The following is a 21,855-nucleotide window of genomic DNA, read 5'->3' as shown; positions in this document are numbered from 1 at the left end:
CGCAAACACGTCAGGAACGGGATGCTGTCACCCGTCGAGTTCGAGAAGCAGCAGAAAATCTAACCCGAGGGTGTCTACGAAACTCGGGGCTATTCAGAGAGCTACCCATGCGGTGGACCGGCTAAGGCCCCCGCGCAGGCCGAGGATCGCGATCGTGACAGCCTTTTACGGCTCGTGGCGTTCACGCAAATTCCGCGTATCGCGCGACATTGTGCTGCAACAACGCGAGCATCGTGTCGCGCAACGGATCTCGCACCGCTTTCATCCAGGCGGCTGAGAGGGGTAGTCGATGCATCGGCGATCCCGATGGATGAGCGAGCGGGATGTAGCTGACACCTGACACAGCAAGTTTCGAGGTCCAGCGTGGAACGATGGCGGACCCGATTCCGGCGGCAACCAGATTGATTATCGTCTGCTTTTCATCGGCTATTTGTGCGACGCGGGGACGCATGTCAAAGTCCGCGAACAATCCCATTGTGAGGTCATGACTGTGCGGTCGCGAGCGGCGTTCTGGCACGATCAATGGCTCTTCCGCCAGATCCTGGACGGTAATTTCGGACCGTCCAGCAAGAGCACTCCCCATTGGTACCGCAACAACTGCCGTTTCATGAAACAGCAACTGCACATTCAGAGTGCGGCTGATCCCATCGCGAGGACGGATCAAAACAAGGTCGAGGCGCCCGGCCAGCAGTTTCGGAATAAGCCGGACAGACTTGTCTTCAATGATCTGGGTGATGACATCAGGCGCCGCCTCCCGAAAATCCTGCAAGAGCAACGGTAAGAGACCGGCGGCAGCACTATCGATCGCGCCGATGCGCAGTATGGCGGACGGCCTGTGTCGGGCTGCACGAAATTTTTCGGCGACTTCGTCAAGCCGCCCCAGGAGCGGCCGCACTTCTTGCAAAAGCGACACGCCGTCATCGGTCAGGCTCACGCTTCGGGTTGTTCTACTCAACAACTGCGTTCGCAAAGATTCTTCCAGTAACCGGATGTGCCGGCCGAGCGAAGCAGGCAGCATGCCCGTCTTCTGGGCAGCTCTTCCAAAGTGCAGTTCTTCGGCGACCGCGACAAAACACCTGAGCTGTTCGAGTTCCACCCCCACGCCCTCCATTATATCAATAAATTATATAATTGCATGAACCTTCATGCGCAGGAAAGGAGAAACTAACCTTCTCGACAAGCGCGAGAGGACGCGCCGGGTTCGAACATAGGGAGGAGCTTGTTTTGACGAGCGACCGGGAGACGCGCGTATTGCGCAAAATCACATGGCGCATCGTGCCATTCATCATGGTTCTCTACCTGATCGCGTTCATCGATCGCGTGAACATCGGCTTCGCGTCTTTGACGATGAACCAGGACCTTGGATTTTCATCGACCGTCTTCGGCGTGGGCGCGGGCATCTTTTTTCTCGGCTACTTTCTTTTCGAGGTGCCGTCGAACCTCATTCTCCACAAAGTCGGCGCCCGCATCTGGATTGCCCGGGTGATGATTACTTGGGGCCTGGTATCGGGTGCGATGGCGCTGGTCCAAGGCACGACGAGCTTCTACACCCTGCGCTTCTTGCTGGGCGTGGCCGAAGCTGGGTTCTTCCCAGGCATCATTCTTTATCTGAGCTATTGGTTTCCTGCGCGTCGCCGAGCGGCGGTCACCGCGATGTTTATGGCAGCTGCTCCGCTTGCAACAGCCATCGGGTCGCCGATTTCTGGCGCCCTTCTCGAGATGCACGGCATCTGGGGCCTGGCCGGCTGGCAGTGGATGTTCATCATCGAAGCTGTTCCGGCGGTAATCTTCGGTGTGGTCGTATTGTTTTTCCTGACGGACCGACCGGAAAAGGCAAAGTGGCTTACCGACGACGAGCGTGCTTGGCTTGTGAAGACCATGGAGCAGGAACAGGCCGGCAAGGTGAAGGCAAGCCACGGCATCTGGGCAGGGCTCGCTGATGTAAGGGTCCTTGCACTTTCGCTCATCTACTTTGGCACGTCAGCAGGTCTCTACACGCTCGGAATCTGGGCACCACAGATCATCAAGAGCTTTGGCCTTTCGTCTTTCCACGTTGGTTTGATCAATTCCATTCCAGCTGTTTTTGCTGTGATCGGCATGATTGTCTGGGCACGCCATTCCGACAGGACCGGCGAACGCACTTGGCACGTTGTCGGTGCCTGTCTGCTGGCTGCCGCGGGCCTTGTCTTTGCAACCGGTGCGACGACTGTGTTTGCCGTGATGATCGCCCTGACGCTTGTGAACATCGGGATCAGCGCCTCCAAGCCGCCGCTGTGGAGCATGCCGACGATGTTCCTCTCAGGCCCGGCCGCAGCCGCTGGTATCGCCACCATCAATTCATTGGGCAACCTCGGCGGCTTCGTCGGCCCCTCGATGATCGGCTGGATCAAGGACACGACAGGGAGTTTTGCCGGTGGTCTCTACTTCGTCGCGGCACTGCTCGTGATTTCGGCAGTGGTCACTCTGATCCTTGCTCGCGGGGCCTCCCGCGAGGCCACTCGGACGGCTTCCATTCAACATTGAAATCCAGATTGGAGAACAACAATGCGCGAATACAAAATTGCAGCGATACCGGCCGACGGAATTGGCCCGGAAGTGATCGCAGCGGGTCTTCAGGTCCTTGAGGCGCTGGAGAAGCGTAGCGGCGACTTCAAGATCCACTCCGAAACCTTTGACTGGGGCTCGGATTACTACAAAAAACATGGCGTCATGATGCCGGCCGATGGTTTGGAGACACTCAAGAAGTTCGACGCAATCTACTTTGGTGCGGTTGGTGCGCCGGATGTCCCCGATCACATCACGCTCTGGGGCCTGCGTCTTCCAATCTGCCAGGGCTTTGACCAGTACGCCAACGTCCGACCGACCAAGATACTCCCAGGAATTACTCCGCCGCTGCGCAACTGCGGGCCAGGCGACCTGGACTGGGTCATCGTTCGAGAAAATTCCGAAGGCGAATACTCGGGCCACGGCGGTCGCGCCCACAAGGGGCTGCCGGAGGAAGTTGGCACCGAGGTTGCCATCTTCACACGCGTCGGCGTTACCCGCATTATGCGCTACGCCTTCAAACTCGCCCAGTCGCGGCCGCGCAAGCTCTTGACCGTCGTCACCAAGTCGAACGCGCAGCGGCATGGCATGGTCATGTGGGACGAGATCGCTGCCGAAGTTTCGAAGGAATTCCCGGATGTGACCTGGGACAAGATGCTAGTCGACGCGATGACGGTGCGCATGACGCTGAGGCCGGAAAGTCTTGACACCATTGTAGCGACCAACCTGCATGCCGACATCCTGTCGGATCTCGCCGGCGCCCTTGCTGGTTCCCTCGGCGTCGCACCGACTGCCAATATCGACCCGGAGCGTCGCTTCCCATCAATGTTCGAGCCGATTCACGGCTCAGCTTTCGACATCACCGGCAAGGGCATCGCCAACCCCATCGCCACCTTCTGGACGGCCGCCCAGATGCTCGAACATCTTGGAGAAAAAGACGCTGCGACAAGACTGATGACGGCTGTCGAACGCGTCACCGAGGCAGGCATCCTCACCCCTGATGTCGGCGGCACCGCCACCACACAGCAGGTGACCGATGCCGTTTGCGAGGCGATCGCCGGCTCAAACATCCTCGTTGCTGCCGAATGACCTTTAGCGATACATCCGCCCGCGATGCGCTGCGTCAAATGTTCGACGCAGCGGTCACCAGCGCGGATCCGGTTAGAGTGGTGTCAAACCACCTGCCCGATCCGCCCAAGGGCCGCTGCATCGTGATCGGAGCGGGAAAGGCTTCGGCTGCGATGGCGGCGGCACTCGACGCCGCATGGAGCGACGTTGAACTTTCCGGACTAGTCGTGACGAGGTATGGCCATGCAGTTCCTGCCGGGCGCATCGAAATCGTCGAAGCGGCCCATCCGGTCCCCGACGCGATGAGCGTTGAGGCGGCGACACGTATCCTTGAGAAGGTCCGCGACCTTGGGCCGGACGATCTGGTCATTGCCCTGATTTCAGGCGGCGGTTCCGCTTTGCTGGTTGCTCCAGCCGGCAACATGACGTTGGCCGACAAGAAGGAGGTCAACCGGATGTTGCTTGCCAGCGGTGCGACGATCTCGGAGATGAACACCGTTCGAAAGCAGCTTTCAAACATAAAAGGCGGACGGCTCGCGCAGGCAGCATATCCTGCAAGGGTCGTCACGCTCGTGATCTCCGACGTCCCGGGCGACAACTCTTCCGAAATTGCCTCGGGACCCACTGTCTCCAACGAGACGGGCGTTGTCGAGGCTCGCGAAATCGTCGCGCGCTACAAACTCGCTCTTCCACCGGAAGCGATCGCCGTTCTCGACGGTGGCGGCTCCGCGGCGGTGAGCGCCCCGATTAACGCTGAAACGCGGCTGATAGCCTCACCGTCCACAGCCCTGCATGCGGCGGCACAAGTTGCGCAATCTCACGGGATCCGCCCCTTGATCCTTGGCGATGCGCTTGAGGGAGAAGCGAGAGAAGTCGGTACAGTCTTTGCCGGCATCGCGCTCTCCGCGCGCGACAAGGGCTTACCGGTTGCGGGACCAGCCGTGCTCCTGTCGGGCGGAGAAACGTCCGTGTCCTTGCCGAAAGGCTCGACCGGACGTGGCGGCCGCAACACCGAATTCCTGCTGAGCCTTGCGATTGGCTTGAGTGGTGCAAATTCGATCTGGGCAATTGCCGGAGACACAGACGGTATCGACGGTGTCGAGGACGCTGCGGGTGCTTTCGTCACTCCTGACACCCTTACCCGTCTGCAGCTGGTCGGCATTGCTCCGCGCACCGCGCTTTCACAACATGACAGCTACACCGCATTCAAGGCGATTGGCGACCTTGTCGTCACCGGGCCAACACTCACAAACGTCAATGACATACGCGCAATCCTGATCGGATAGAAATCATGCTCCCACGCAGCAACCGCAAGGCCAAGATCGTTGCGACGGTCGGGCCGGCTTCAAATTCGCCCGAAACGCTCAAATCGTTGTTCCTCACCGGCGTCGGACGGACCTTCAAACTGTCATCGTCAGCGGATTCCCGTTCGCGACTGAAGGCAGCACGAATAATCTCCGTGTCGCTCAGATCGGGAAAGCATGATCCTCGAAGCGGGTCGAGCCACCGCTGAGAACCGACGAGTTGGCCGGGAACGCACGGCCGAGACGTCGACAGGCTCCTTTTTTGGCGATGCGCGCCTGGATAGTTCGGGCTTCAATCAGCAAGGCGGCGCTGGGTATCGGCATCAAAAAGATGCATGCTTCCGGGAACAAAGCTCAGTCCGACCCGGTCGCCTGCTCTTGCGACCGATCGGCCATTGAAGACCACCGACAGCTCGGGCGTGGTCGCCATTGTCAGAAAGCACGTCGCACCGGTCGATTCGATCATTGCCACTGGTGCTGAGAGAATGCCCTCATCGGCTGCCGCAAGTTCGATATGCTCCGGACGCAAGCCGACGCTCAAGGCCTGTCCTGGCTGCACCGTCCGGTTAAGGGCGATCGTTTGTTTGGTACCGACATCGAGGATGATCGAGCGTCCGTCCGGACCGCCGACCGCGGGCAGGAAATTCATGGCAGGAGATCCAATGAAGCCGGCCACGAACTTGTTAGCCGGCCGGTCATAAAGCTCAAGCGGACTGCCCTGTTGTTCGATGACGCCGTCACGCATGATGACGACATGGTCCGCCATTGTCATCGCTTCCACCTGATCGTGCGTGACATAGACCGACGTGGCGCCCAGCCGATCGTGCAGCGCGCGGATTTCTTTGCGCATATGAACGCGAAGTGCGGCATCAAGATTGGAGAGCGGCTCGTCGAACAGGAACGCCTTTGGGTGCCGGATAATCGCCCGGCTCATCGCTACGCGTTGCCGCTGACCCCCGGAAAGCTCGCGCGGGTAGCGCGCCAGGAGATGCGTGAGCCCGGTGACGGCGGCAACTTCATGTGCCGCCTTCTTGCGTTCGGCCTTGGCAACGCCCCTGATGCGTAGGCTATAAGTCAGGTTTTCCTCAACCGTCATGTGCGGATAGAGCGCGTAGGACTGGAACACCATCGCCACATCGCGCTTGCGCGGCGGCACTGCATTCATCACCTCGCCAGCGATCTTGAGCGTACCGGACGATATGCTCTCCAGGCCCGCCAGAGACCGCAACAACGTCGACTTCCCGCAACCTGACGGACCGACGAGAGCTGTAAAGCTGCCTTTGCGGATCGAAAGCTCGATGTCCTTCAGCGCATGGTAGGCACCATAATACTTGTTGACGTTCCTTAGTTCGATCTGGGCATTCATTTGAGCGCTCCCGAGGTAAGACCAGAGACGATGCGGCGTTGCAGGAGGACGAAAATGGCGAGGATCGGCGTCACGTAGATCGCCGCGTAGGCCATGATATTGTTCCATTCATTGGTGTTTGGCCCCATGAAGGAGTTCAACCCCACGCTTGCCGGTTGCAGCTCGACGGCCTGGATCATCGATTTCGAATAGACGAACTCGCCAAAGGCCTGCATGAAAATCAGGATCGCACTGACGAGGATGCCGTTGCGTGCGAGCGGCAGGACGATATTGAAGAATGCGCCGACCCTGGAGTTGCCGTCGACAAGGGCTGCTTCCTCCAGTTCCTGTGGCACGCTCATGAAGGTCGCGCGCACCAGGACGACGAAGAACGGCATGCTCTTGGCCGCAATCGCCAGGATGACGGCAAGCCGCGGATAGTTGAGCAACCCAACTTGCGAAAAGCCCACGAAAATCGGCGTCACCATCAGCGACGCCGGAAGGACCTGCAACATGAGGATGAGGAAGAGCCCGATATCGATCCAGATGTTGCGATAGCGCGCCAGCACGTAGGCGCAGCCAACACCAAGCACGGTGATGACGCTGACCGATCCGCAGGCGATGACCAAGGAGTTCCAGATGTACCGGCCCATGTTCCGGCTCTGCCACACGTTGCCGAAGATTTGCCACTGGGGATCGCTCGGCCAGAAGGTCGGCGGAGTGGCAAACATCTCCGACCCCGATTTGATCGTGGTGATGTACATCCAGTAGAGTGGGAACAGATAAAGGCCGGCGAGAATGATCGCGATTGCGAGAAGCAGGCGATCCCGGGATACATTGCTCATCCGCGCACCTCATGTCGTGTCGAACGCACGTAGACGACAGAAGCGATCATCACAAAGACGATCATGATCACCGAGATCGTCGCGCCCTTGGCGAAATCGTACTGTCGGAAAGACAGATCCCAGGCCCAGTATTGCGTGACGTTGGAGGCATTGTTCGGCCCTCCGGAGGTGATCGAGGCGAAAAGATCGAACTGCTGCAGCGTGAAAATGAGCCCGAGCGCGATGATGGCCCCTACGGACGAGCGCATCATCGGCAGCGTGATCGTCCAGAAGCGTTGCCAGACATTGGCACCATCCAATTCGGACGCCTCATAAAGGTCCCGCGGAATGGCCGACAGACCGACGGACATCAGGATCATGTTGAAGGAGGTACCGAGCCAGATATTCGCGATGATGACGGCCCAGAGCGAGTAACCAGGATCCGAGCGCCAGAAGATATTGCTGTCGATGAGGCCCGTTTCCCTCAGTATGAAGTTGAGCACGCCAAAATCACCCGACAGGATCCAATTCCAGATCGCGCCAACCACGAGGCCAGGCATCACCCAGGAAACCAGAAACAGACCCCGCACCCACGAGGCGCCTGGAAAATTTGTCCAAAAGAACAGCGCCAGTCCAAAGCCGACGAGGAACTGACCGGCGATCGAGGCGACGACGAAAGTCGCGGTATTGGCCAGGATCGGCCAGGTTTCCGGCTGGGCGAAGAGATCGCGGTAGTTCTTGAGACCGACGAACGGGCGCCAGAAGCTGCCGAGGCTGAACATGTCCACCTCCTGGAAGCTCATGGCGATGTTGTAGAGCAGTGGCAGGCCGGACAGGGTTAGCAGGAAGGCGAGCGGCAGGCTCACGAGGCCGATATCGAAGCCGCGGCCGTCGATGATGCTGGATAGAAGGCGTTTCATGAGCTCCTCCGCCGCCAAGGCCTCAGCGCATTTGGGCTGACGCAGCTTGGCCTGCAAACTAGACAACCAGAACCACGCCGGCACAGCCGGCATGGTTTTTGCGGGTTTCCGTCCCAGCGCCTCAATGCAATCGAGCGCTTGCGGAAGGCGGCCCGGCTCTCCGGTTCAGGCGGGATGCCTCTAGGCCGCCTTGGCCAAGACTTTAGCCCAGGACTGCCTTTATCTTTTCAGCAGCCTGGTCGAGTGCTTCCTTCGAGCTCATCTGTCCCGTCAACGCTGCCTGGATTGCATCCTGGATTGCCTTTGAGATCTTCGGCCATTCCGGGTGCGGGCCGCGCGGCTTTGCGTATTTCAACTGCTCATTGAAGACCTTAAGGGCCGCGTCCTTGAGCGGCACGCCAGTCTCCGGAATAGCGATGTCGGAACGGGCGGGAAGCTGGCCGAAGTCCTTGAACATGCGATCGTCCTGCGAGACGAAGTACTCGAGCACCTTGAACGCTTCGGCAGGGTGTTGCGTGTTGGAGAATATCGCCCAGTTGAAATCGCCCATGGCCGATGAACGCTCCGCACCGAGCTCAGGCACGGGCAACAGAGCGACACCCCAGTCGAACTTCGCCTCCTTGACCATCCGGTCGAGCTCCCACGGGCCGGAGATGACCATGGCGGCGTTGCCGGAGTTGAAGGTACCGGTCGAATCCCACTGTCCGCGGGTGAGCGTGTCCGGCGACGCCAGCTTCTCCGTAATGATGGTCTTCCAGATGTCGAGCGCCTTGACGGCGCCATCCGAATTGATGTGCTCGTAGCCACCACCGGCCATTTGGGCCCAGGGGAGAAACTGGAAGGTCCCCTCCTCATTCGCCTTAGCTGAAAACGCGATCCCATAAACGTTGGCCGCAGGGTCCGTCAGCTTGCGAGCCGCATCGACGAGTTCGTCCCAGGTTTGCGGCGGCTTGGAAGGATCGAGGCCCTTCGTCTTGAACATGTCCTTGTTGTAGTAGAGCGCAATCGTGTTCGTGGCCTTGGGAAGACCGTAATTCTTGCCATCCCACATGGTGGAGGCGAGCGGGCCAGGGAAATAGGTTGACGTCTTGACCACCGTCGACTTGGCGATCATATCGGTGAGATCGAGGAACGCGCCGCGCGACGAAAAAAGCGCATGCTCAGGATTGTCGATAGCGATGATGTCGGGTGCCTGCCCGGTCGAATAGGCGCGCATCGCCTCGCTGACGACGTCGTCAAACTGTATCTGGCGGTACTCGACCTTGATGCCAGTGTTCAGCTTGTTGAAGTCCGAAATCAAGTTCGGTGCGGGTTGAATATCGCGATCGAGCGACCAGACGCTGATCGTGACATCCTCCGCCTTGGCGGTGAGGCCGAATAGAGAGACACCTGCAAGGGCGAGCGCGCCCAGGATTGCGGATCCGCGGATAGCCATTTTCTCCTCCTTTGATTATCCCCGAGCCGGCATCCTCCATGCCGGCCAACATGCACGTCTCAGACCGGATCGATGACGAAGTCGCCGCCCCGGCACGTTTTGAGGTAATTCAGGCCGTGAACCTGGCCGGTCATCTCCAGATCGTCGCGATAGACCGGGTCATGCCAGCCTTCGATATCGATCGAGCCGGACCAACCAGCCAACCGAAGTTCGGAGATCACGTCGGTCCAGTTCGTGTCGCCAAAGCCGGGCGTACGCATGAAGACGAATTTCTCTTTGCCGAAGATCCCGTGTTCACGGATGACGTCCCAGCGGATGGTCGCGTCCTTGCCGTGCACGTGGAAGATCTTGCTTGCCCATTTGCGGATCTGCGGCAGCGGATCGATCAGATAGACCATTTGATGGCATGGCTCCCATTCGAGCCCGATGTGGTCGTCTGGCGTCTCGTTGAAGATCAGTTCCCAGGCATCCGGATTATGCGCGATGTTCCAATCGCCGGTATGCCAGTTGCCGTCCATGGCACAGTTCTCGAATGCAATCCTTACGCCCTTGTCGGCGGCACGTTTCGACAGCTCGGACCAGATTTTCCTGTAACGCGGCAGGCTGTCGGTCAAAGGCTTGCCGCGAAGGCGGCCGGTGAACCCGGCAACGCAGGTCGCGCCGAAGTGGTGGGCATTGTCGATGCAGTCTCGCCAGCCCTGCAAGGTCTCTTCGTCGATCGCGGTCGTCTCCAACGGATTGCCGAACATGCCGATCGTGGAGATGGTGATGTCACGATCGCCGACCGCCGCCACGCAACGCTTGCCGAGGTCGGCGAGGTCCTGGCCATTCGTCGTTTGCCAGAAGAAGGGCTCGAAACTCTCGAAGCCCATGCCCGCGATCTGGGCGATACGCCTGTCGGCACCGCCCTTCGTGGCAGAGATCATCGTGCCAATACGGATGGATTTGCTTGGGTTGATCAAAATAGGCTCCCTAGGCTGCAATGGTGACGCGTTTGCCATCCCGCGCGCTGTCGATCGCGCCGAAGACCATGGCAAGGCTCTTGATGTTGTCGCTGCCGTCGGTTTCCGGCACAGCTCCCGCGTCGATCGCGCGGATGAAATTCTCGATCACGCTGGCATGCCCGTTCGTATCGGCGAGATCTTCGGTATCGGGCACCGCAACCGGTTCAACGGTGCGCATGAAGCCCTCCTGACCCGTAACGACTTTGGCGTCAAAGCGATCGCCGCCATCCCAAAGCAAGGTGCCCTTCGAACCGGTGATGCGCCACGCGCTCTCCCAACTGGTGTTGGCACCCTCAGCGCACCAGGAACCGCGATAGGTGAAGGCGACATTGTCGGAGAACTCGAAGATCGCATTGGCGGCCGCGCCATGGCGATACCAGGAGCCCTTGGGATTGTATTCGTGGCAATAGACCGCGAGCGGGTCCTTGCCCGACATGAAGCGCGCTGCATCGAAGGTGTGGATGGCCATGTCGAGCAGCAAGACATTGTCCATCTGCTCGCGAAATCCTCCGAAATGCGGGCCGAGGAAGAAGTCGCAATGCAACGCCGTCAGCTCACCGAGAACGAGCGACTCGATGAGGCGGCGTATGCGCCGAACACCGCTGATGAAGCGACGGTTTTGAACGATCGCATGGATCCGCGAGGCCGCTGCAGCAAGTCGACGCAATTCGCGTGCCTCGCCGAGCGAGGCGGCCATGGGCTTCTCACTCAAAACGTGGCAACCATGCGCAAGTCCGGCGGCCACCACCGCACGGCGTGCGGCCGGAACGACGATGTCGAACAAAAGATCTGCGCGGCTCTCGCGAAGCACGGTCGGCAGGTCCGTTCCGATAACGATGCCGCCAAGGTTAAATTCGGTAGCGAGCGCCTCAGCAGTCGCCTGATCGAGATCGACGAGGCCAACGATCTCGACTTTCACGCGAAGAAGTTCGCTCTCCGTCAGCGCCCTCAGCCAGCCTTTGGCCATAGCTCCGCACCCGCACAAAACGGCCCTGTATCGCACGTGATTTCCTCCAAGAAACGGAAGCAGCAACTCCTCAATTGGCTTCCGTAAACGTTTACGATACTATGCGGCAAAGGGTTTTTATGTCAAGAGGTGTGAAAATGACCAGTCGCGGGTCTGGGGAGGAACGCGGAAAAATGAAGGGGATTCGCGAGCTTGCCGAACACCTCGATATCTCGATCGGGACAGTATCCCGGGCGCTGAACGGTAAGCCCGACGTCAACGAAGAGACCAGAAAAAGGGTGCTCGAAGCAGCCGAGTCCCTTGGTTATGTCGCCAACCAATCGGGCCGTGCGCTCCGCAAGGGCGCGACCGGCGTCATCGGCTTCATGATGCAGACCGGCTCCGAAATCACCGGCCAGGGGGACACATTCTTCATGAGCGTCTTCGACGGTGTCCAGACCGTCTTTGCTCGTCACAAGCTCGACCTCGTCGCCCTGCTCTGCTCCTCTGAGGAGGATCCGAACGACTACTTGAAGCGCGTTGTCGCGCGCGGTTTTGCCGACGGCATCATCCTTTCGGCAACAAGGCGACACGATGCCCGCTTCGAGCTGTTGTCCAAACGCAAGATCCCGTTCATCACGCTCGGACGTAGCCTGACAGATGTCGGTCAACCCTGGCTTGATCTGGATTTCGAGGGCATGGCTGAGGCATCGATCGATCGGCTGGTTGCGCACGGCCACAAGCAAATAGCGATTACGCGGCCGCATGACGACATGAACCTGGGCTATGTGTTTGAAGATCAGTGCCGCGCGACCCTGGCCCGACATGGGCTTCACCTCGACGAGCGTCATGTGTTCCGCTCAACCCCGAACGAAGCGGGAGGGTATCAAATCGCCCGGGAACTGAGTGCGCTTGAGACCCGTCCGACGGCGATTGTGCTCATCAACGAAGCAATCACTGTCGGCCTTTATCGCGGACTGGTGGAAGCCAGCATAAAGCCCGGACGGGACATGGCGATCATCGGTCGTCAAAGTCCGCATTCGCAATTCCTGTCGCCCCGATTGACGGCTTTCAGCCTGTCCCTACGCGATCTTGGCATAGCACTTGCCGAATCCCTGCTTGGTACGATGCCGGCCTTTGCCGACATTTACCCGGTGAGATCTGCGCGGTTCCTCTGGCCCATGACGCTCGTCCCGGGTGAGAGCGACTGATCGACACGTTTGCTGACACTTTCGGCGAAGGCCATCATCAGCGGACCGACGCCCTTGGGATCGTCGCTCACCAGCCGTTCTGCGAGGTAGTAGCCGGGCGTACCGTCCCTGTACGTGCCTTCGAAGCCTCCGAGACCTGCAACGCCGACGATCGTCGTCAGCCTGGTTATGCCCTGGGCGTCGGCAATGAGCCGCATAGAGAGCAGAGCGTCGAGTGCGCGGCGGCCGGCCGCGATTGTCTCTGACGCTCGATCAGGTTCGACGAGCCCAAGGCGTGCGGCGCGGATCAGCGCATAGGCAAACATGGCGGAGGCCGAGCTTTCCTCGTAGTTGCCTTCGAGGTTCGGTGCGTCAAGCACCTGCATCCAGAGGCCAGACGATGTCTGCCGCGCCATGAGTTCCCCCAAAAGCTGGCGTGCCCTCAGCCGATGAGGACCGGAGATTTCGTCATCAGGTAGAAGCGCCAGCGCATCCACGAGCGCCATCGCCAGCCAGCCAACAGCGCGTGCCCACACGGCAGGCGATTTGCCTGTCTCCGGATCGCACCACAGCTGTTTTCGGCTGTCGTCGTAACCATGAACATAGAGGCCGGCCGGGGTCGCCGTTAGCGAAAGCGCCGTCGAAAATTGCCGAAGGGCGTCAGTAACAAGCGCCGGCCTATCCGTGGCCAGCGCATATTCGATTTGAAACGGCAGGCCCATATAGAGCCCATCGAGCCAGACCTGGTGTGGGTAGCGCTTCTTGTGCCAGTAGTTGCCCTGGGGGATGCGCGGATGGCTTTCGAGTTGACCAGCCAGATGTTCTGCCGCCGCGAGATAGCGGGCGTCGCCGGTATCCCTGGCCAAGGCAAAGAGCGATCGTCCGGCGAGAATGTGGTCGATATTGTATTCTGTGGGATCGTAGCCGAGGAGTGAGCCATCGGGCCCGATTTGCCGATCGGCCAGCCGGTGAAGATGGTTCATCCAACGTTTCTCGCCCGTCGCCTGAAACAGTAGCTGAAGGCCTCGGTAGAGGCAGCCGTCTTCGTAACACCAGCTCCCGCCCTTGTAGGGACTGTAGCGATGCGCGAACTGGTCGAAATAGTCGGTCGGGTTCATGGGATCTCTCACTCGAAGTGCGTTGATATCGCGGCGGTGCTCAGGAGCGCCGGCTCGTCGCAATCGACGTCCGCTTGTTCCGAGACGATCGTTTCATGCCGCATCGGTCGGATCCCGTCGGCCATGACAGGAGGAGCGGCTGTGGCCTCGTAGTTGAAGGAGACGATCTTGAGCCGACGAATTTTGATGTTGCGGATTGGGGCCTCCGGCAGGCCAAGGAAGGTACCGGCGACATGGGCCAACTTCCGGATCTCGACATCCTCGATCGTGACGCCGTCGATGACAGGCGTGCCCACATCGACTGGAGCCGGCTGGCGGGATTGCACCCAGGCGTCGTGGCCGTCGGCATCGCAATGGTAGTGTGCGTTGGCAGAAAGCGCGGTCTCGACGCCGTCCATAAGAACGCTGCGCATAGCGATATCGGTGATCGCTCCACCACGCCCGCGCCGCGTCTTAAGGCGCAGGCCGCGATCTGTACCGACCATGGCGCAATTCTCGATCGAAACGTCGTGCACGCCGCCAGACATTTCCGAACCAATGACGAGCCCCCCGTGGCCACGCTCCATCAAGCAGTGGCTCACCCGCACGCCACGCGTTTCGCTCAGATGGTCATCCTCACCATTTGGGCCGCGTTTGCCGGCCTTCACGGCGATGCAATCATCCCCGACGGAAAAGCGCACGCCGGTGATTGTCACGTCGCGACAACTTTCAGGATTGAAGCCATCGGTATTTGGGCTGTCGAACGGAGCGGAAATGAATAGTCCTGCCGCCGTCAATTGCCTGCAGCCCTGCGGGTGGATCGTCCAGGAGGGCGCATTGCGGATGGCAAAGCCAAGGAGCTGCACATTTGAGCAGGAAACGAGATGAAGGCCGCGCGGGCGGCGTGCACCGTCACGCGTTTCTTTCGGCCAGGTCCACCAGTCGCCCCTATCGCCGGAACCGTCGAGCGTGCCCTGCCCCTCGATTGTCAACTCTTTCACGCCAACGGCATGGAGCGGAGCTGCGAAACAGTCGGCCGGAAGGCCTTCCCAGCTCCCCAACATCCGGCCGGACGCGTCACGGGCGGGCAGGATGGGCCATCCGCGCCGCACCGACGGCGCTCGCAAGACCGCCCCTTGGGAAAGGTGGAAAGTCATGTGGCTCTTGAGTTTGACCGGAAATGCCGTCCAGACCCCAGCCGGCACCCTCAACGTACCGCCCACCGGAACCGCAGCAACGGCCTCTCTCAAAGCAGCCGCATTCCGGCGGGCACCGTCGAAATCCTCGGGAAGAACATCAAGGACAAGACCAAACTCGGCAGCGTCGACGAGCCCCGCGCAGGACGGGGTGTCAAACTCGACCGCTTCAAACCCTTCCGCTTCGAAGCGGTAACGTGTGCGAGGTTGAAGCTCGTGCAGCAGAGGCACAGCAAGGGAGGTCTCTCCCTGCCGCATCTGATTGTCCCCGTCGGACGAGGAAAGGCGCCACTTCGCTGTCGCCGGCAGGTGGTATAGCGCTCCGCGTGCCGGCAGGCAAAGCGCCGCCGTTCGCGCCGACAGCGCGATGATGGATGGTCGGGTCATAATCTCTCTCGTGTAGGCTTCCCGCAGGGCGCAGCGACGCCCGCCGCGACAAGCAACGGCGGGCAGTCTTAGCGATCAGTCAAACTTGGCGAGAACGTCGTTCACCGTATCGATGATTTGTTCTGCCGCCTCCTTGGCATCGAGCTGCCCGTAGGCGTATTCCTCGAGCGTATCGATGAAGGCGGCGCGGATCTCTGGGTGTTCATTGAACGGCGAAACCGTCGGCCCGCCGGCGGCCAGCACGATGGCATTGGCGGCGCGCACCTCGGGCTCGCCCTTTTCACCAAGGCGAGTGGCAGCGGCCTTCGACGCCGGCAGGCCGCGAGAGGTACCGAGTGCATCGATCCCCTCCGGCTCGTTCAACAGGCAGTTGACGATTTGCGCCGCAGCCGCTGGGTCCTTCGAATTCTTCGAGATCGAGAACACCATGGAGGGCTTGCGATAGACGCCGTCCGTTACCGCATCAGCAAGCTTGAGCATCGGCACGGGCGTCAACACCTGACCGTCCTTCAACGGGTCGGCATACTTGGAATAGGTCGAATCCCATTCATAGGAACCGGCGACCTTCCCCTCGGCCCAGGAGGGTTTCTCGAACAGATTGACGTTGCCGTCGGCGGCCTCTTCCTTCTGGGAGCGAATGGCGCCGGTCTCGACCAGCTTACCGAGGAAGGAAATGCCTTCAGCCAGCTCCTCAGGTGTCCAGGCGACACGGTTGGTCTCAGGATCGACGAGATCCTTTCCGGTCTTCTGGACGACGGCCAATGTCGTTAGAAGTTGCGCGGTCTCCTTGACGGCGTTGAAGGTGTAATAGTCCTTGCCAAGCTTCTCCTTAATCGTTGCCGTCGTAGCGAAGAACTCATCCCAGGTTTTCGGGATAGGCACCCCGGCCTTCTCGAAGGTCGTGGCATTGAAGAAGAAGACGCGGCCGGTGGTCGAGACGGAAAGCCCCTGCAAGACGCCGTTCATTGAGCCCGCCGCGAGATCGGCTTCGCTCCAGTTGGAAAGATCGATCGCCTGGAGCGTCCGCAGGTCCGCAAAACCGTCACCATTTTTCGAAAACAGCGGCAGCCACGGCCAATTGACCTGGACGATATCGGCCTCGGTCTTGCCGGCCATTTGGGTCGTTAACTTTTCGAGGTAGCCGTCAAAACCAGTGAACTCGCCTTTGACGGTATGGCCATATTTTTCACCGCAAGCCGCGATCGCCTTCTGGGTGGCAACGTGGCGGCTCTCGCCGCCCCACCACGCCATGCGTAGCTCAGCGGCGTGCGCTGCCGTGGCGAGCGCGAGAGCGCCATATGCAACGCTGGCGAGCGCAGCGATCTTTACTGTCATTCTCATTGGTTTCTCCTCCTTGAAATTGAACGACGCATCGCCTCCTCAAAGCGACACGTTGCGGCCATCGGTCTTGTCGAAAACATGAAGCTTTCTGGGGTCCGGGCGCAGCCGGATCAGATCGGAGCGGCCAAGAGCCTCGAATTCGGCGGCGCCCACTACACTCACCAGCTTTCGACCCTCGAGATCGGCGTGAAGGTAGACTTCATGGCCCATGAACTCGGCATTCGTGAGTTTCGCTGTGAACGCAGGGCCGTCGGTGGCGAGTGAGAGGTGCTGCGGGCGCATGCCGAGCACCGCCTCTGCCGGCCTCGCCGAGAGCCTTGCTTGAAGGTTGGAGCCGAGCGGCAGGCGCTGGGTCCCGATAGAAAGATGCCCGTCAACAAGTTCGGCATCGACAAGGTTCATCTCGGGGCTGCCGATGAAGCCAGCGACAAAAAGGTTCGCCGGGCGATTGTAGAGCTCCTTCGGCGCGGCGACCTGCATGATGTGGCCCGCCTGCATGACGCAGATGCGGTCGCCCATCGTCATCGCCTCGGTCTGGTCGTGTGTCACGTAAATGACCGTTGAGGATAGGCCTTCGGCCTTGAGCTGGCGGTGCAGGTCGGTGATGCGGACACGCATCGAGGCACGCAGCTTGGCGTCGAGGTTGGACAGCGGCTCGTCGAACAGGAAGACGCCGGGCTTCTTGATCAATGCACGCCCAAGCGCCACGCGCTGGGCCTGGCCGCCGGAGAGCTGCTTCGGCAACCGATCGAGCAACGGCTCGATTTCAAGGATCTTGGCTACGTGAGCGATAGCCGCGTCGATCTCCGCCTTCGGCTTGCCGGCAATCTTCAACCCGAAGGCCAGATTGCCGCGCACTTTCATGTGCGGGTAGAGTGCATAGTTCTGGAACACCATTGCGATGGAGCGTTTGCCGGGCGGCAGGTCGTTAACCCGCTGGTCGCCGATCACGACCTCGCCTCCCGAAATCTCCTCGAGCCCCGCGACCATGCGCAATGTGGTGGACTTGGCGCAGCCAGAGGGACCGACGAAGACCATGAACTCGCCATCCTCGATATCGAGATTGATCCCGTGCACGGCCTTGAATGCGTTGCCATAGACCTTTTCGAGGTTCTTCAATTGGACCTTAGCCATGTTCAGCCTTTGACTCCCCCAGAGGAGATCCCTTCAATGAAGTACCGTTGCGCAGCGAAGAAGACGACCAAGGCAGGCGTGATCGTCAGCACCGACATTGCGAGAATGCGGTTCCATTCGAAGGCTTCGGTGGTGTCGATGGAAAGTTTGAGCGCGAGGCTCACGGGATATTTGTCGACCGATGACAGGTAAATCAGCGGTCCCAGGAAGTCGTTCATGGTCCACATGAACTGAAACAGGCAGACAGAGATCAGCGCCGGCGCGAGCATCGGCACGACGATGTAGACCAGCGTCTGGAGACTGTTTGCGCCGTCAACACGAGCGGCCTCTTCCATATCCGCCGGAAGCGAGCGCAGGAACTGCACCAGCATGAAGACGAAGAAGGCATCGCCCGCAAAGGCGGAAGGTACCCAGAGCGGCAGGAACGTGTCGAGCCAGCCGAGATCGCGAAAGAGAATATACTGCGGAATACGGGTTACAACATTTGGTAGAAGCAGGATGGCAATGACCGAACCGAAGAGGATCTTCTTCAGCGGAAAGTCGAACCTTGCGAAGGCATAAGCCGCCATCGTGCATGAGATCGCCGTACCGATGACCTTCGGCATGATGATCAGGAAGGAATTCCAGAAGAACCGGCCGAACGTATAGGGCGTCGACGTCTGCCAGCCCTTTACATAGCCGTCAGCCGTCGGATTTGCCGGCATGAAACCAGCACCAGAAAAGATCTCCGAATTCGTCTTGAAACTCGCGCCTACCAGCCAGATCAGCGGGTAGAGCATGACGAACCCAACGGAAAACAGAAGCACATAGCGAACCGCCGTGGAGATCAGGCGGACCCTTGCCCTGCGGGCAGCCAGGCGATCGTTGAGAGCTTGAAACTCGGTCATCTCGTCAGCTCCTCTTGTCGCCGGCGTAATAGACCCACTTCTTGGAGGACCAGAAGGCGACAAGGGTCAGCACAGTGATGATGGCGAAGAGCACCCAGGCGATAGACGAGGCGTAGCCCATGTTGAACTTCTTGAAAGCCTCGTCATAAATGTAGAGCGGCAACAGATAGGTCGCCTTGAGTGGACCGCCCTGGGTGATGATGTAAGGGCCGTTAAACTCCTGGAACGCCTGAACCATCTGCATGATCAAGTTGAAGAAAATAACCGGCGTTAGCAGCGGTAGGGTGATCCAGAAGAAGGTGCGCACTTTGCCGGCGCCGTCGATGGCGGCCGCTTCATAAAGTGACTTGTCGATCGATTGAAGGGCGGCAAGAAAGATCACCATGGCCGAGCCGAACTGCCAGCAGCGCAGCAGCGTGATGGTGAAAAGCGCATTCACGGGATCGCCGAACCAATCGACGGGCGCGATACCAAGGGTCGAAAGCGCCATGTTCGCAAGGCCCTGCGAAGCGAAGACATAACGCCACAAAACGGCAATCGCGATCGACCCCCCAAGGATTGAAGGCACATAGAACGCCGTTCGAAAAAGACCGATGAATTTCAACCTGTGATTTAGAATTGCAGCGATGAAGAGCGCAAAGGCGAGCTTCAAAGGCACGGTAATGAACACGTAAAGCAGCGTTACGTTCAGCGACTTGATGAAAGTCCGGTCGCGGGTAAACAGCCGCTCGTAGTTGGCGACACCTGTCCAGCGCGGCTCGCTCATCAAGTCGTAACTCGTGAAGCTGAGATAGAATGAGCCGATGAACGGAATGGCCGTGAAGATCAAGAGGCCGATAATGTAGGGCGCCAGATAGCCAAGCCCTAAAAGACGATGCCCTTTCATGCCGGCCCTCCCGGACGGCACTGCAGAGCGGCCATTTTAGATACGGTTTCGTACAAATTACGCTCCCGGAACGGCGCAGACAGGCGCAGGCTGTAGCCTCCTTCCCGTCCGCTGACCGATCTCCTCCCAGTTCGATGCGGTGCGTGCATGCATTTCTGCGATGACACTCACGTATTTTTGTCACAGAATGAATTCACAAAGGCGAGGAAAAAGATGGACGAAATTGAAGGTGGAATTCTCTCAGCTATTCCACCGGCGGCGCTGACGCTTAATCTGACCCGCGCTGCTATCCGGATGGAGCATTCGCAGACTTGGCGCATCGACAAGTCGAACCCGGTCGACGACCTCGTCATCTGCCTTGAAGGGCGCGGCCACTATCTGGTCGACGGCGAGCCACGCGTGATGGAGCCGGGTGATGCCATGCTGATTTCGCGCGGCCAGCGCTTCATCGGATGGAGCGAGGGACCGGAGACGTATCTTGGCCTCGCCCAGCATTTCACTCTTGATATTTACGGCCGCCACAACCTGGTCGAGCAGATGGATTTGGTGCCGAAGTTGAGACTGGCGCGGTGGGGGTTGCTTGAGCCGTTGGCGCGCCACTATCGTCAAAGCGCGCCGCCCTCTTCCGTGACGCTTGGCCAGCACCACCTGTTCATGGTTCTGTTGATCGCTTTCATCGAGGATGCGTTCATCGGGTGGCGAGCCCATGCCACCTATCAGCCCGAGGGGGCAGACGCGATCGATCTCGCTGTCATGAAGGCCGCAACGATGATCTCCGCCAATCCGCTCGACCCGGATATTGCGACGAAAGCGGTTGAGGCATCACCCTACAATCGCGATTATTTCCTGCGGGAATTCCAAAAGCGCGTGGCGCGCACGCCGCGCAAGTACCAGGAACTGAAACGCATGGAGCGGGCGATGCACTTTCTCGAAGCAGGGCTTTCGGTTTCCTCTGCGGCCGCGGAAGTCGGCTATCCCGACCCCTACTACTTCTCACGCATGTTCAAGCGAACTCTGGGTCTCAGTCCACGCGATCACATGAAAAGGGTTCGCCAAAGCCGAGATGGCGGCCTCATGCACCTCGACGAGCGCGAACAGGCCCTGGTACTTGCCGACGGGCTTGCGGGCGACTAGCTCGAAGTGTGTTGGCGCTAAGCCGGACAGACAAGCACCCATGTGTCTCGCCGCGATGATGTGGGAGAACATACCCGGCAATTTCGGACATGGCCCTGGTCGGCACGCGTGTCAACAACACTCTCATGTCTCGGGCATCTTGAACCTGGCGAGCGCGTCACGATCGATCTCGATGCCAAGGCCGGGCGCATCGGGGATGGCAACGACACCGTCGACCGCCTCGATCGGCGCCTTCAGCACCGCCTGCCGGAACGGGTTTTCCGTCCGGTCGAACTCCCAGGATCGGTTCGATCGGGTTGACCCGCACCGGATCCGGCGCCATCGCCGCCATGAACTGCAGCGCGGCAGCGATATGCACGCCCGTGCCCCAGACATGCGGCACGATGCGAACGCCGTGCAGCGTCGCAAGGCTCGTGATCTTCGCCATCTCGGAAAAACCGCCGCAGCCGCAGAGATCCGGCTGCAGGATGTCGACGGCACGGCTTTCGATCGCCGGCCACATGCCATAGCGGCCATGCCAGGTCTCGCCGCCGGCAACCGGGATCGGCTGGCCGGCCCTGACCGCGCGATAGGCGGAAAGCTGTTCCGGCACGACCGGCTCCTCGAACCAGTCGATGTCGTAGTCGGCAGCCGCCTTGCCAAGCCGGATTGCCTCGGTGACGGTGTAGCCATGGTTGGCGTCAATCATCAGCCGCATCTCGTCGCCGATCGCCTCGCGCACGGCACGAATGACACGCAGGTCTTCCTCGATGCCGAAGCCGATCTTGATCTTGCAGGCATGGAAGCCTTGCGCCCGGCGCTCGGCCATCTCCAGCGCATTGTCGGAGACCCGGTCGACGCCATCGCGCTTGAAGCTGCCGGTCGCATAGGCGCGCACGCTCTCGCGCCAGCGCCCGCCAAGCAGCATGGAAACGGAGGCACGATAGTGTTTGCCCTTGATATCCCAGAGCGCGATATCGATGCCGGAAAGGGCGGTGACCGCAAGCCCGCGCTGCCCCTGATCGCGCAGCGCGTTGTAGAGGATAGCCCAGAGCTTTTCCGTCTGGCGCGGATCCTGGCCGATCAGCCAGGGCGTGTACGCCGCAACCACCGCCGCATTCGGCCGCGCCGGGCCGAGGCACTCGCCCCAGCCGATCGTGCCGTCGTCGCACTCGATCTCGACCAGCACATGGGCGCGACGGTCAAAACGCATGGAGGCGCTTTCGAACGACAC

General features: G+C 59.9%; 18 protein-coding genes and 1 pseudogene. 5 read left to right on the top strand and 14 right to left on the bottom strand.

The genetic code is table 11. From position 1 onward, the window contains the following. Positions 1–181: 181 nt before the first annotated feature. A complete protein-coding gene (locus tag ASD01_RS23590) occupies positions 182–1,096 on the bottom strand; it encodes a LysR family transcriptional regulator (protein WP_034798776.1) in 915 nt (304 codons plus the stop codon). 128 nt (positions 1,097–1,224) lie between these two features. Here ASD01_RS23590 and ASD01_RS23585 point away from each other — a divergent pair, with 128 nt between their 5' ends. The 3 genes from ASD01_RS23585 to ASD01_RS23575 are packed head-to-tail and all read left to right on the top strand — an operon-like array spanning position 1,225 to position 4,898. Beyond that, a complete protein-coding gene (locus ASD01_RS23585; RefSeq protein ID WP_034798689.1) occupies positions 1,225–2,523 on the top strand; it encodes an MFS transporter in 1,299 nt (432 codons plus the stop codon). Positions 2,524–2,544: 21 nt separating this feature from the next. Then, the gene (locus ASD01_RS23580) at positions 2,545–3,633 is read left to right on the top strand and encodes a tartrate dehydrogenase (protein WP_034798686.1); all 1,089 of its coding nucleotides are present in this window, start codon (positions 2,545–2,547) and stop codon (positions 3,631–3,633) included. After that, positions 3,630–4,898: a glycerate kinase type-2 family protein gene (locus ASD01_RS23575; protein ID WP_060644524.1), complete on the top strand. Its 1,269-nt coding sequence runs from the start codon at positions 3,630–3,632 to the stop codon at positions 4,896–4,898. The genes ASD01_RS23580 and ASD01_RS23575 overlap by 4 nt, the downstream gene beginning before the upstream one ends. A gap of 310 nt (positions 4,899–5,208) precedes the next feature. Here ASD01_RS23575 and ASD01_RS23570 read toward each other — a convergent pair whose 3' ends face one another. The 6 genes from ASD01_RS23570 to ASD01_RS23545 form a co-directional block, all read right to left on the bottom strand. Next, positions 5,209–6,282, bottom strand: a complete 1,074-nt coding sequence (locus ASD01_RS23570) for an ABC transporter ATP-binding protein (protein ID WP_060644523.1) — start codon at positions 6,280–6,282, stop codon at positions 5,209–5,211. Then, positions 6,279–7,106 (bottom strand): carbohydrate ABC transporter permease, encoded by an 828-nt coding sequence (locus ASD01_RS23565; RefSeq protein ID WP_060516769.1) that lies wholly within the window; start codon positions 7,104–7,106, stop codon positions 6,279–6,281. The genes ASD01_RS23570 and ASD01_RS23565 overlap by 4 nt, the downstream gene beginning before the upstream one ends. Further along, positions 7,103–8,005: a carbohydrate ABC transporter permease gene (locus ASD01_RS23560; protein WP_060644525.1), complete on the bottom strand. Its 903-nt coding sequence runs from the start codon at positions 8,003–8,005 to the stop codon at positions 7,103–7,105. Before ASD01_RS23560 ends, ASD01_RS23565 begins: the two co-directional genes overlap by 4 nt. A gap of 202 nt (positions 8,006–8,207) precedes the next feature. Beyond that, positions 8,208–9,440 (bottom strand): ABC transporter substrate-binding protein, encoded by a 1,233-nt coding sequence (locus tag ASD01_RS23555; protein ID WP_034798675.1) that lies wholly within the window; start codon positions 9,438–9,440, stop codon positions 8,208–8,210. Between the two features lie 59 nt (positions 9,441–9,499). Next, positions 9,500–10,402 (bottom strand): sugar phosphate isomerase/epimerase family protein, encoded by a 903-nt coding sequence (locus tag ASD01_RS23550; RefSeq protein WP_034798673.1) that lies wholly within the window; start codon positions 10,400–10,402, stop codon positions 9,500–9,502. A 10-nt stretch (positions 10,403–10,412) separates the two neighbouring features. Further along, positions 10,413–11,447: a Gfo/Idh/MocA family protein gene (locus tag ASD01_RS23545; protein ID WP_082566432.1), complete on the bottom strand. Its 1,035-nt coding sequence runs from the start codon at positions 11,445–11,447 to the stop codon at positions 10,413–10,415. Between the two features lie 137 nt (positions 11,448–11,584). Between ASD01_RS23545 and ASD01_RS23540 the strand changes: the two genes are divergently transcribed. Beyond that, positions 11,585–12,601, top strand: coding sequence for a LacI family DNA-binding transcriptional regulator (locus ASD01_RS23540; RefSeq protein WP_060516773.1), 1,017 nt, complete (start codon positions 11,585–11,587; stop codon positions 12,599–12,601). Here ASD01_RS23540 and ASD01_RS23535 read toward each other — a convergent pair. The 6 genes from ASD01_RS23535 to ASD01_RS23510 form a co-directional block, all read right to left on the bottom strand. Beyond that, on the bottom strand, positions 12,538–13,698 hold the full coding sequence (locus tag ASD01_RS23535; protein ID WP_060644522.1) for a glycoside hydrolase family 88/105 protein: 1,161 nt from the start codon (positions 13,696–13,698) through the stop codon (positions 12,538–12,540). The two genes, ASD01_RS23540 and ASD01_RS23535, sit on opposite strands and share 64 nt — an antisense overlap. A gap of 8 nt (positions 13,699–13,706) precedes the next feature. Beyond that, positions 13,707–15,260, bottom strand: coding sequence for a polygalacturonase PglA (gene pglA, locus ASD01_RS23530; RefSeq protein ID WP_034798666.1), 1,554 nt, complete (start codon positions 15,258–15,260; stop codon positions 13,707–13,709). Between the two features lie 75 nt (positions 15,261–15,335). Then, positions 15,336–16,601 carry an ABC transporter substrate-binding protein gene (locus ASD01_RS23525; RefSeq protein WP_060644521.1) on the bottom strand — a complete coding sequence of 422 codons (1,266 nt, stop codon included), beginning with the start codon at positions 16,599–16,601 and terminating at the stop codon, positions 15,336–15,338. 39 nt (positions 16,602–16,640) lie between these two features. Then, positions 16,641–17,735, bottom strand: a complete 1,095-nt coding sequence (locus tag ASD01_RS23520) for an ABC transporter ATP-binding protein (protein WP_034798661.1) — start codon at positions 17,733–17,735, stop codon at positions 16,641–16,643. A gap of 2 nt (positions 17,736–17,737) precedes the next feature. Continuing rightward, complete coding sequence (locus ASD01_RS23515; RefSeq protein ID WP_060644520.1) at positions 17,738–18,622, bottom strand: carbohydrate ABC transporter permease; 885 nt, start codon at positions 18,620–18,622, stop codon at positions 17,738–17,740. A 4-nt stretch (positions 18,623–18,626) separates the two neighbouring features. Further along, positions 18,627–19,508 carry a carbohydrate ABC transporter permease gene (locus tag ASD01_RS23510; RefSeq protein ID WP_034798656.1) on the bottom strand — a complete coding sequence of 294 codons (882 nt, stop codon included), beginning with the start codon at positions 19,506–19,508 and terminating at the stop codon, positions 18,627–18,629. 213 nt (positions 19,509–19,721) lie between these two features. Between ASD01_RS23510 and ASD01_RS23505 the strand changes: the two genes are divergently transcribed. Beyond that, positions 19,722–20,642 carry a helix-turn-helix domain-containing protein gene (locus ASD01_RS23505; protein ID WP_060644519.1) on the top strand — a complete coding sequence of 307 codons (921 nt, stop codon included), beginning with the start codon at positions 19,722–19,724 and terminating at the stop codon, positions 20,640–20,642. A gap of 123 nt (positions 20,643–20,765) precedes the next feature. Here ASD01_RS23505 and ASD01_RS23500 read toward each other — a convergent pair. Next, positions 20,766–21,855: pseudogene (locus ASD01_RS23500) on the bottom strand (mandelate racemase/muconate lactonizing enzyme family protein).

Source organism: Ensifer sp. Root423, assembly GCF_001426275.1.
Taxonomy (GTDB): Bacteria; Pseudomonadota; Alphaproteobacteria; order Rhizobiales; family Rhizobiaceae; genus Ensifer; species Ensifer adhaerens.
The sequence above is the reverse complement of the archived record's forward strand: the minus strand, read 5'-3'. Positions and strand labels throughout refer to the sequence as shown.

Excerpts from the sequence above, each read along its gene's own strand:
- ASD01_RS23565 (WP_060516769.1), bottom strand. The coding sequence starts at position 7,106 with ATGAGCAATGTATCCCGGGATCGCCTGCTTCTCGCAATCGCGATCATT.
- ASD01_RS23560 (WP_060644525.1), bottom strand. The coding sequence starts at position 8,005 with ATGAAACGCCTTCTATCCAGCATCATCGACGGCCGCGGCTTCGATATC.
- ASD01_RS23525 (WP_060644521.1), bottom strand. The coding sequence starts at position 16,601 with ATGAGAATGACAGTAAAGATCGCTGCGCTCGCCAGCGTTGCATATGGC.
- pglA (WP_034798666.1), bottom strand. The coding sequence starts at position 15,260 with ATGACCCGACCATCCATCATCGCGCTGTCGGCGCGAACGGCGGCGCTT.
- ASD01_RS23510 (WP_034798656.1), bottom strand. The coding sequence starts at position 19,508 with ATGAAAGGGCATCGTCTTTTAGGGCTTGGCTATCTGGCGCCCTACATT.
- ASD01_RS23515 (WP_060644520.1), bottom strand. The coding sequence starts at position 18,622 with ATGACCGAGTTTCAAGCTCTCAACGATCGCCTGGCTGCCCGCAGGGCA.
- ASD01_RS23570 (WP_060644523.1), bottom strand. The coding sequence starts at position 6,282 with ATGAATGCCCAGATCGAACTAAGGAACGTCAACAAGTATTATGGTGCC.
- ASD01_RS23505 (WP_060644519.1), top strand. The coding sequence starts at position 19,722 with ATGGACGAAATTGAAGGTGGAATTCTCTCAGCTATTCCACCGGCGGCG.
- ASD01_RS23580 (WP_034798686.1), top strand. The coding sequence starts at position 2,545 with ATGCGCGAATACAAAATTGCAGCGATACCGGCCGACGGAATTGGCCCG.
- ASD01_RS23540 (WP_060516773.1), top strand. The coding sequence starts at position 11,585 with ATGAAGGGGATTCGCGAGCTTGCCGAACACCTCGATATCTCGATCGGG.
- ASD01_RS23520 (WP_034798661.1), bottom strand. The coding sequence starts at position 17,735 with ATGGCTAAGGTCCAATTGAAGAACCTCGAAAAGGTCTATGGCAACGCA.
- ASD01_RS23535 (WP_060644522.1), bottom strand. The coding sequence starts at position 13,698 with ATGAACCCGACCGACTATTTCGACCAGTTCGCGCATCGCTACAGTCCC.
- ASD01_RS23555 (WP_034798675.1), bottom strand. The coding sequence starts at position 9,440 with ATGGCTATCCGCGGATCCGCAATCCTGGGCGCGCTCGCCCTTGCAGGT.
- ASD01_RS23575 (WP_060644524.1), top strand. The coding sequence starts at position 3,630 with ATGACCTTTAGCGATACATCCGCCCGCGATGCGCTGCGTCAAATGTTC.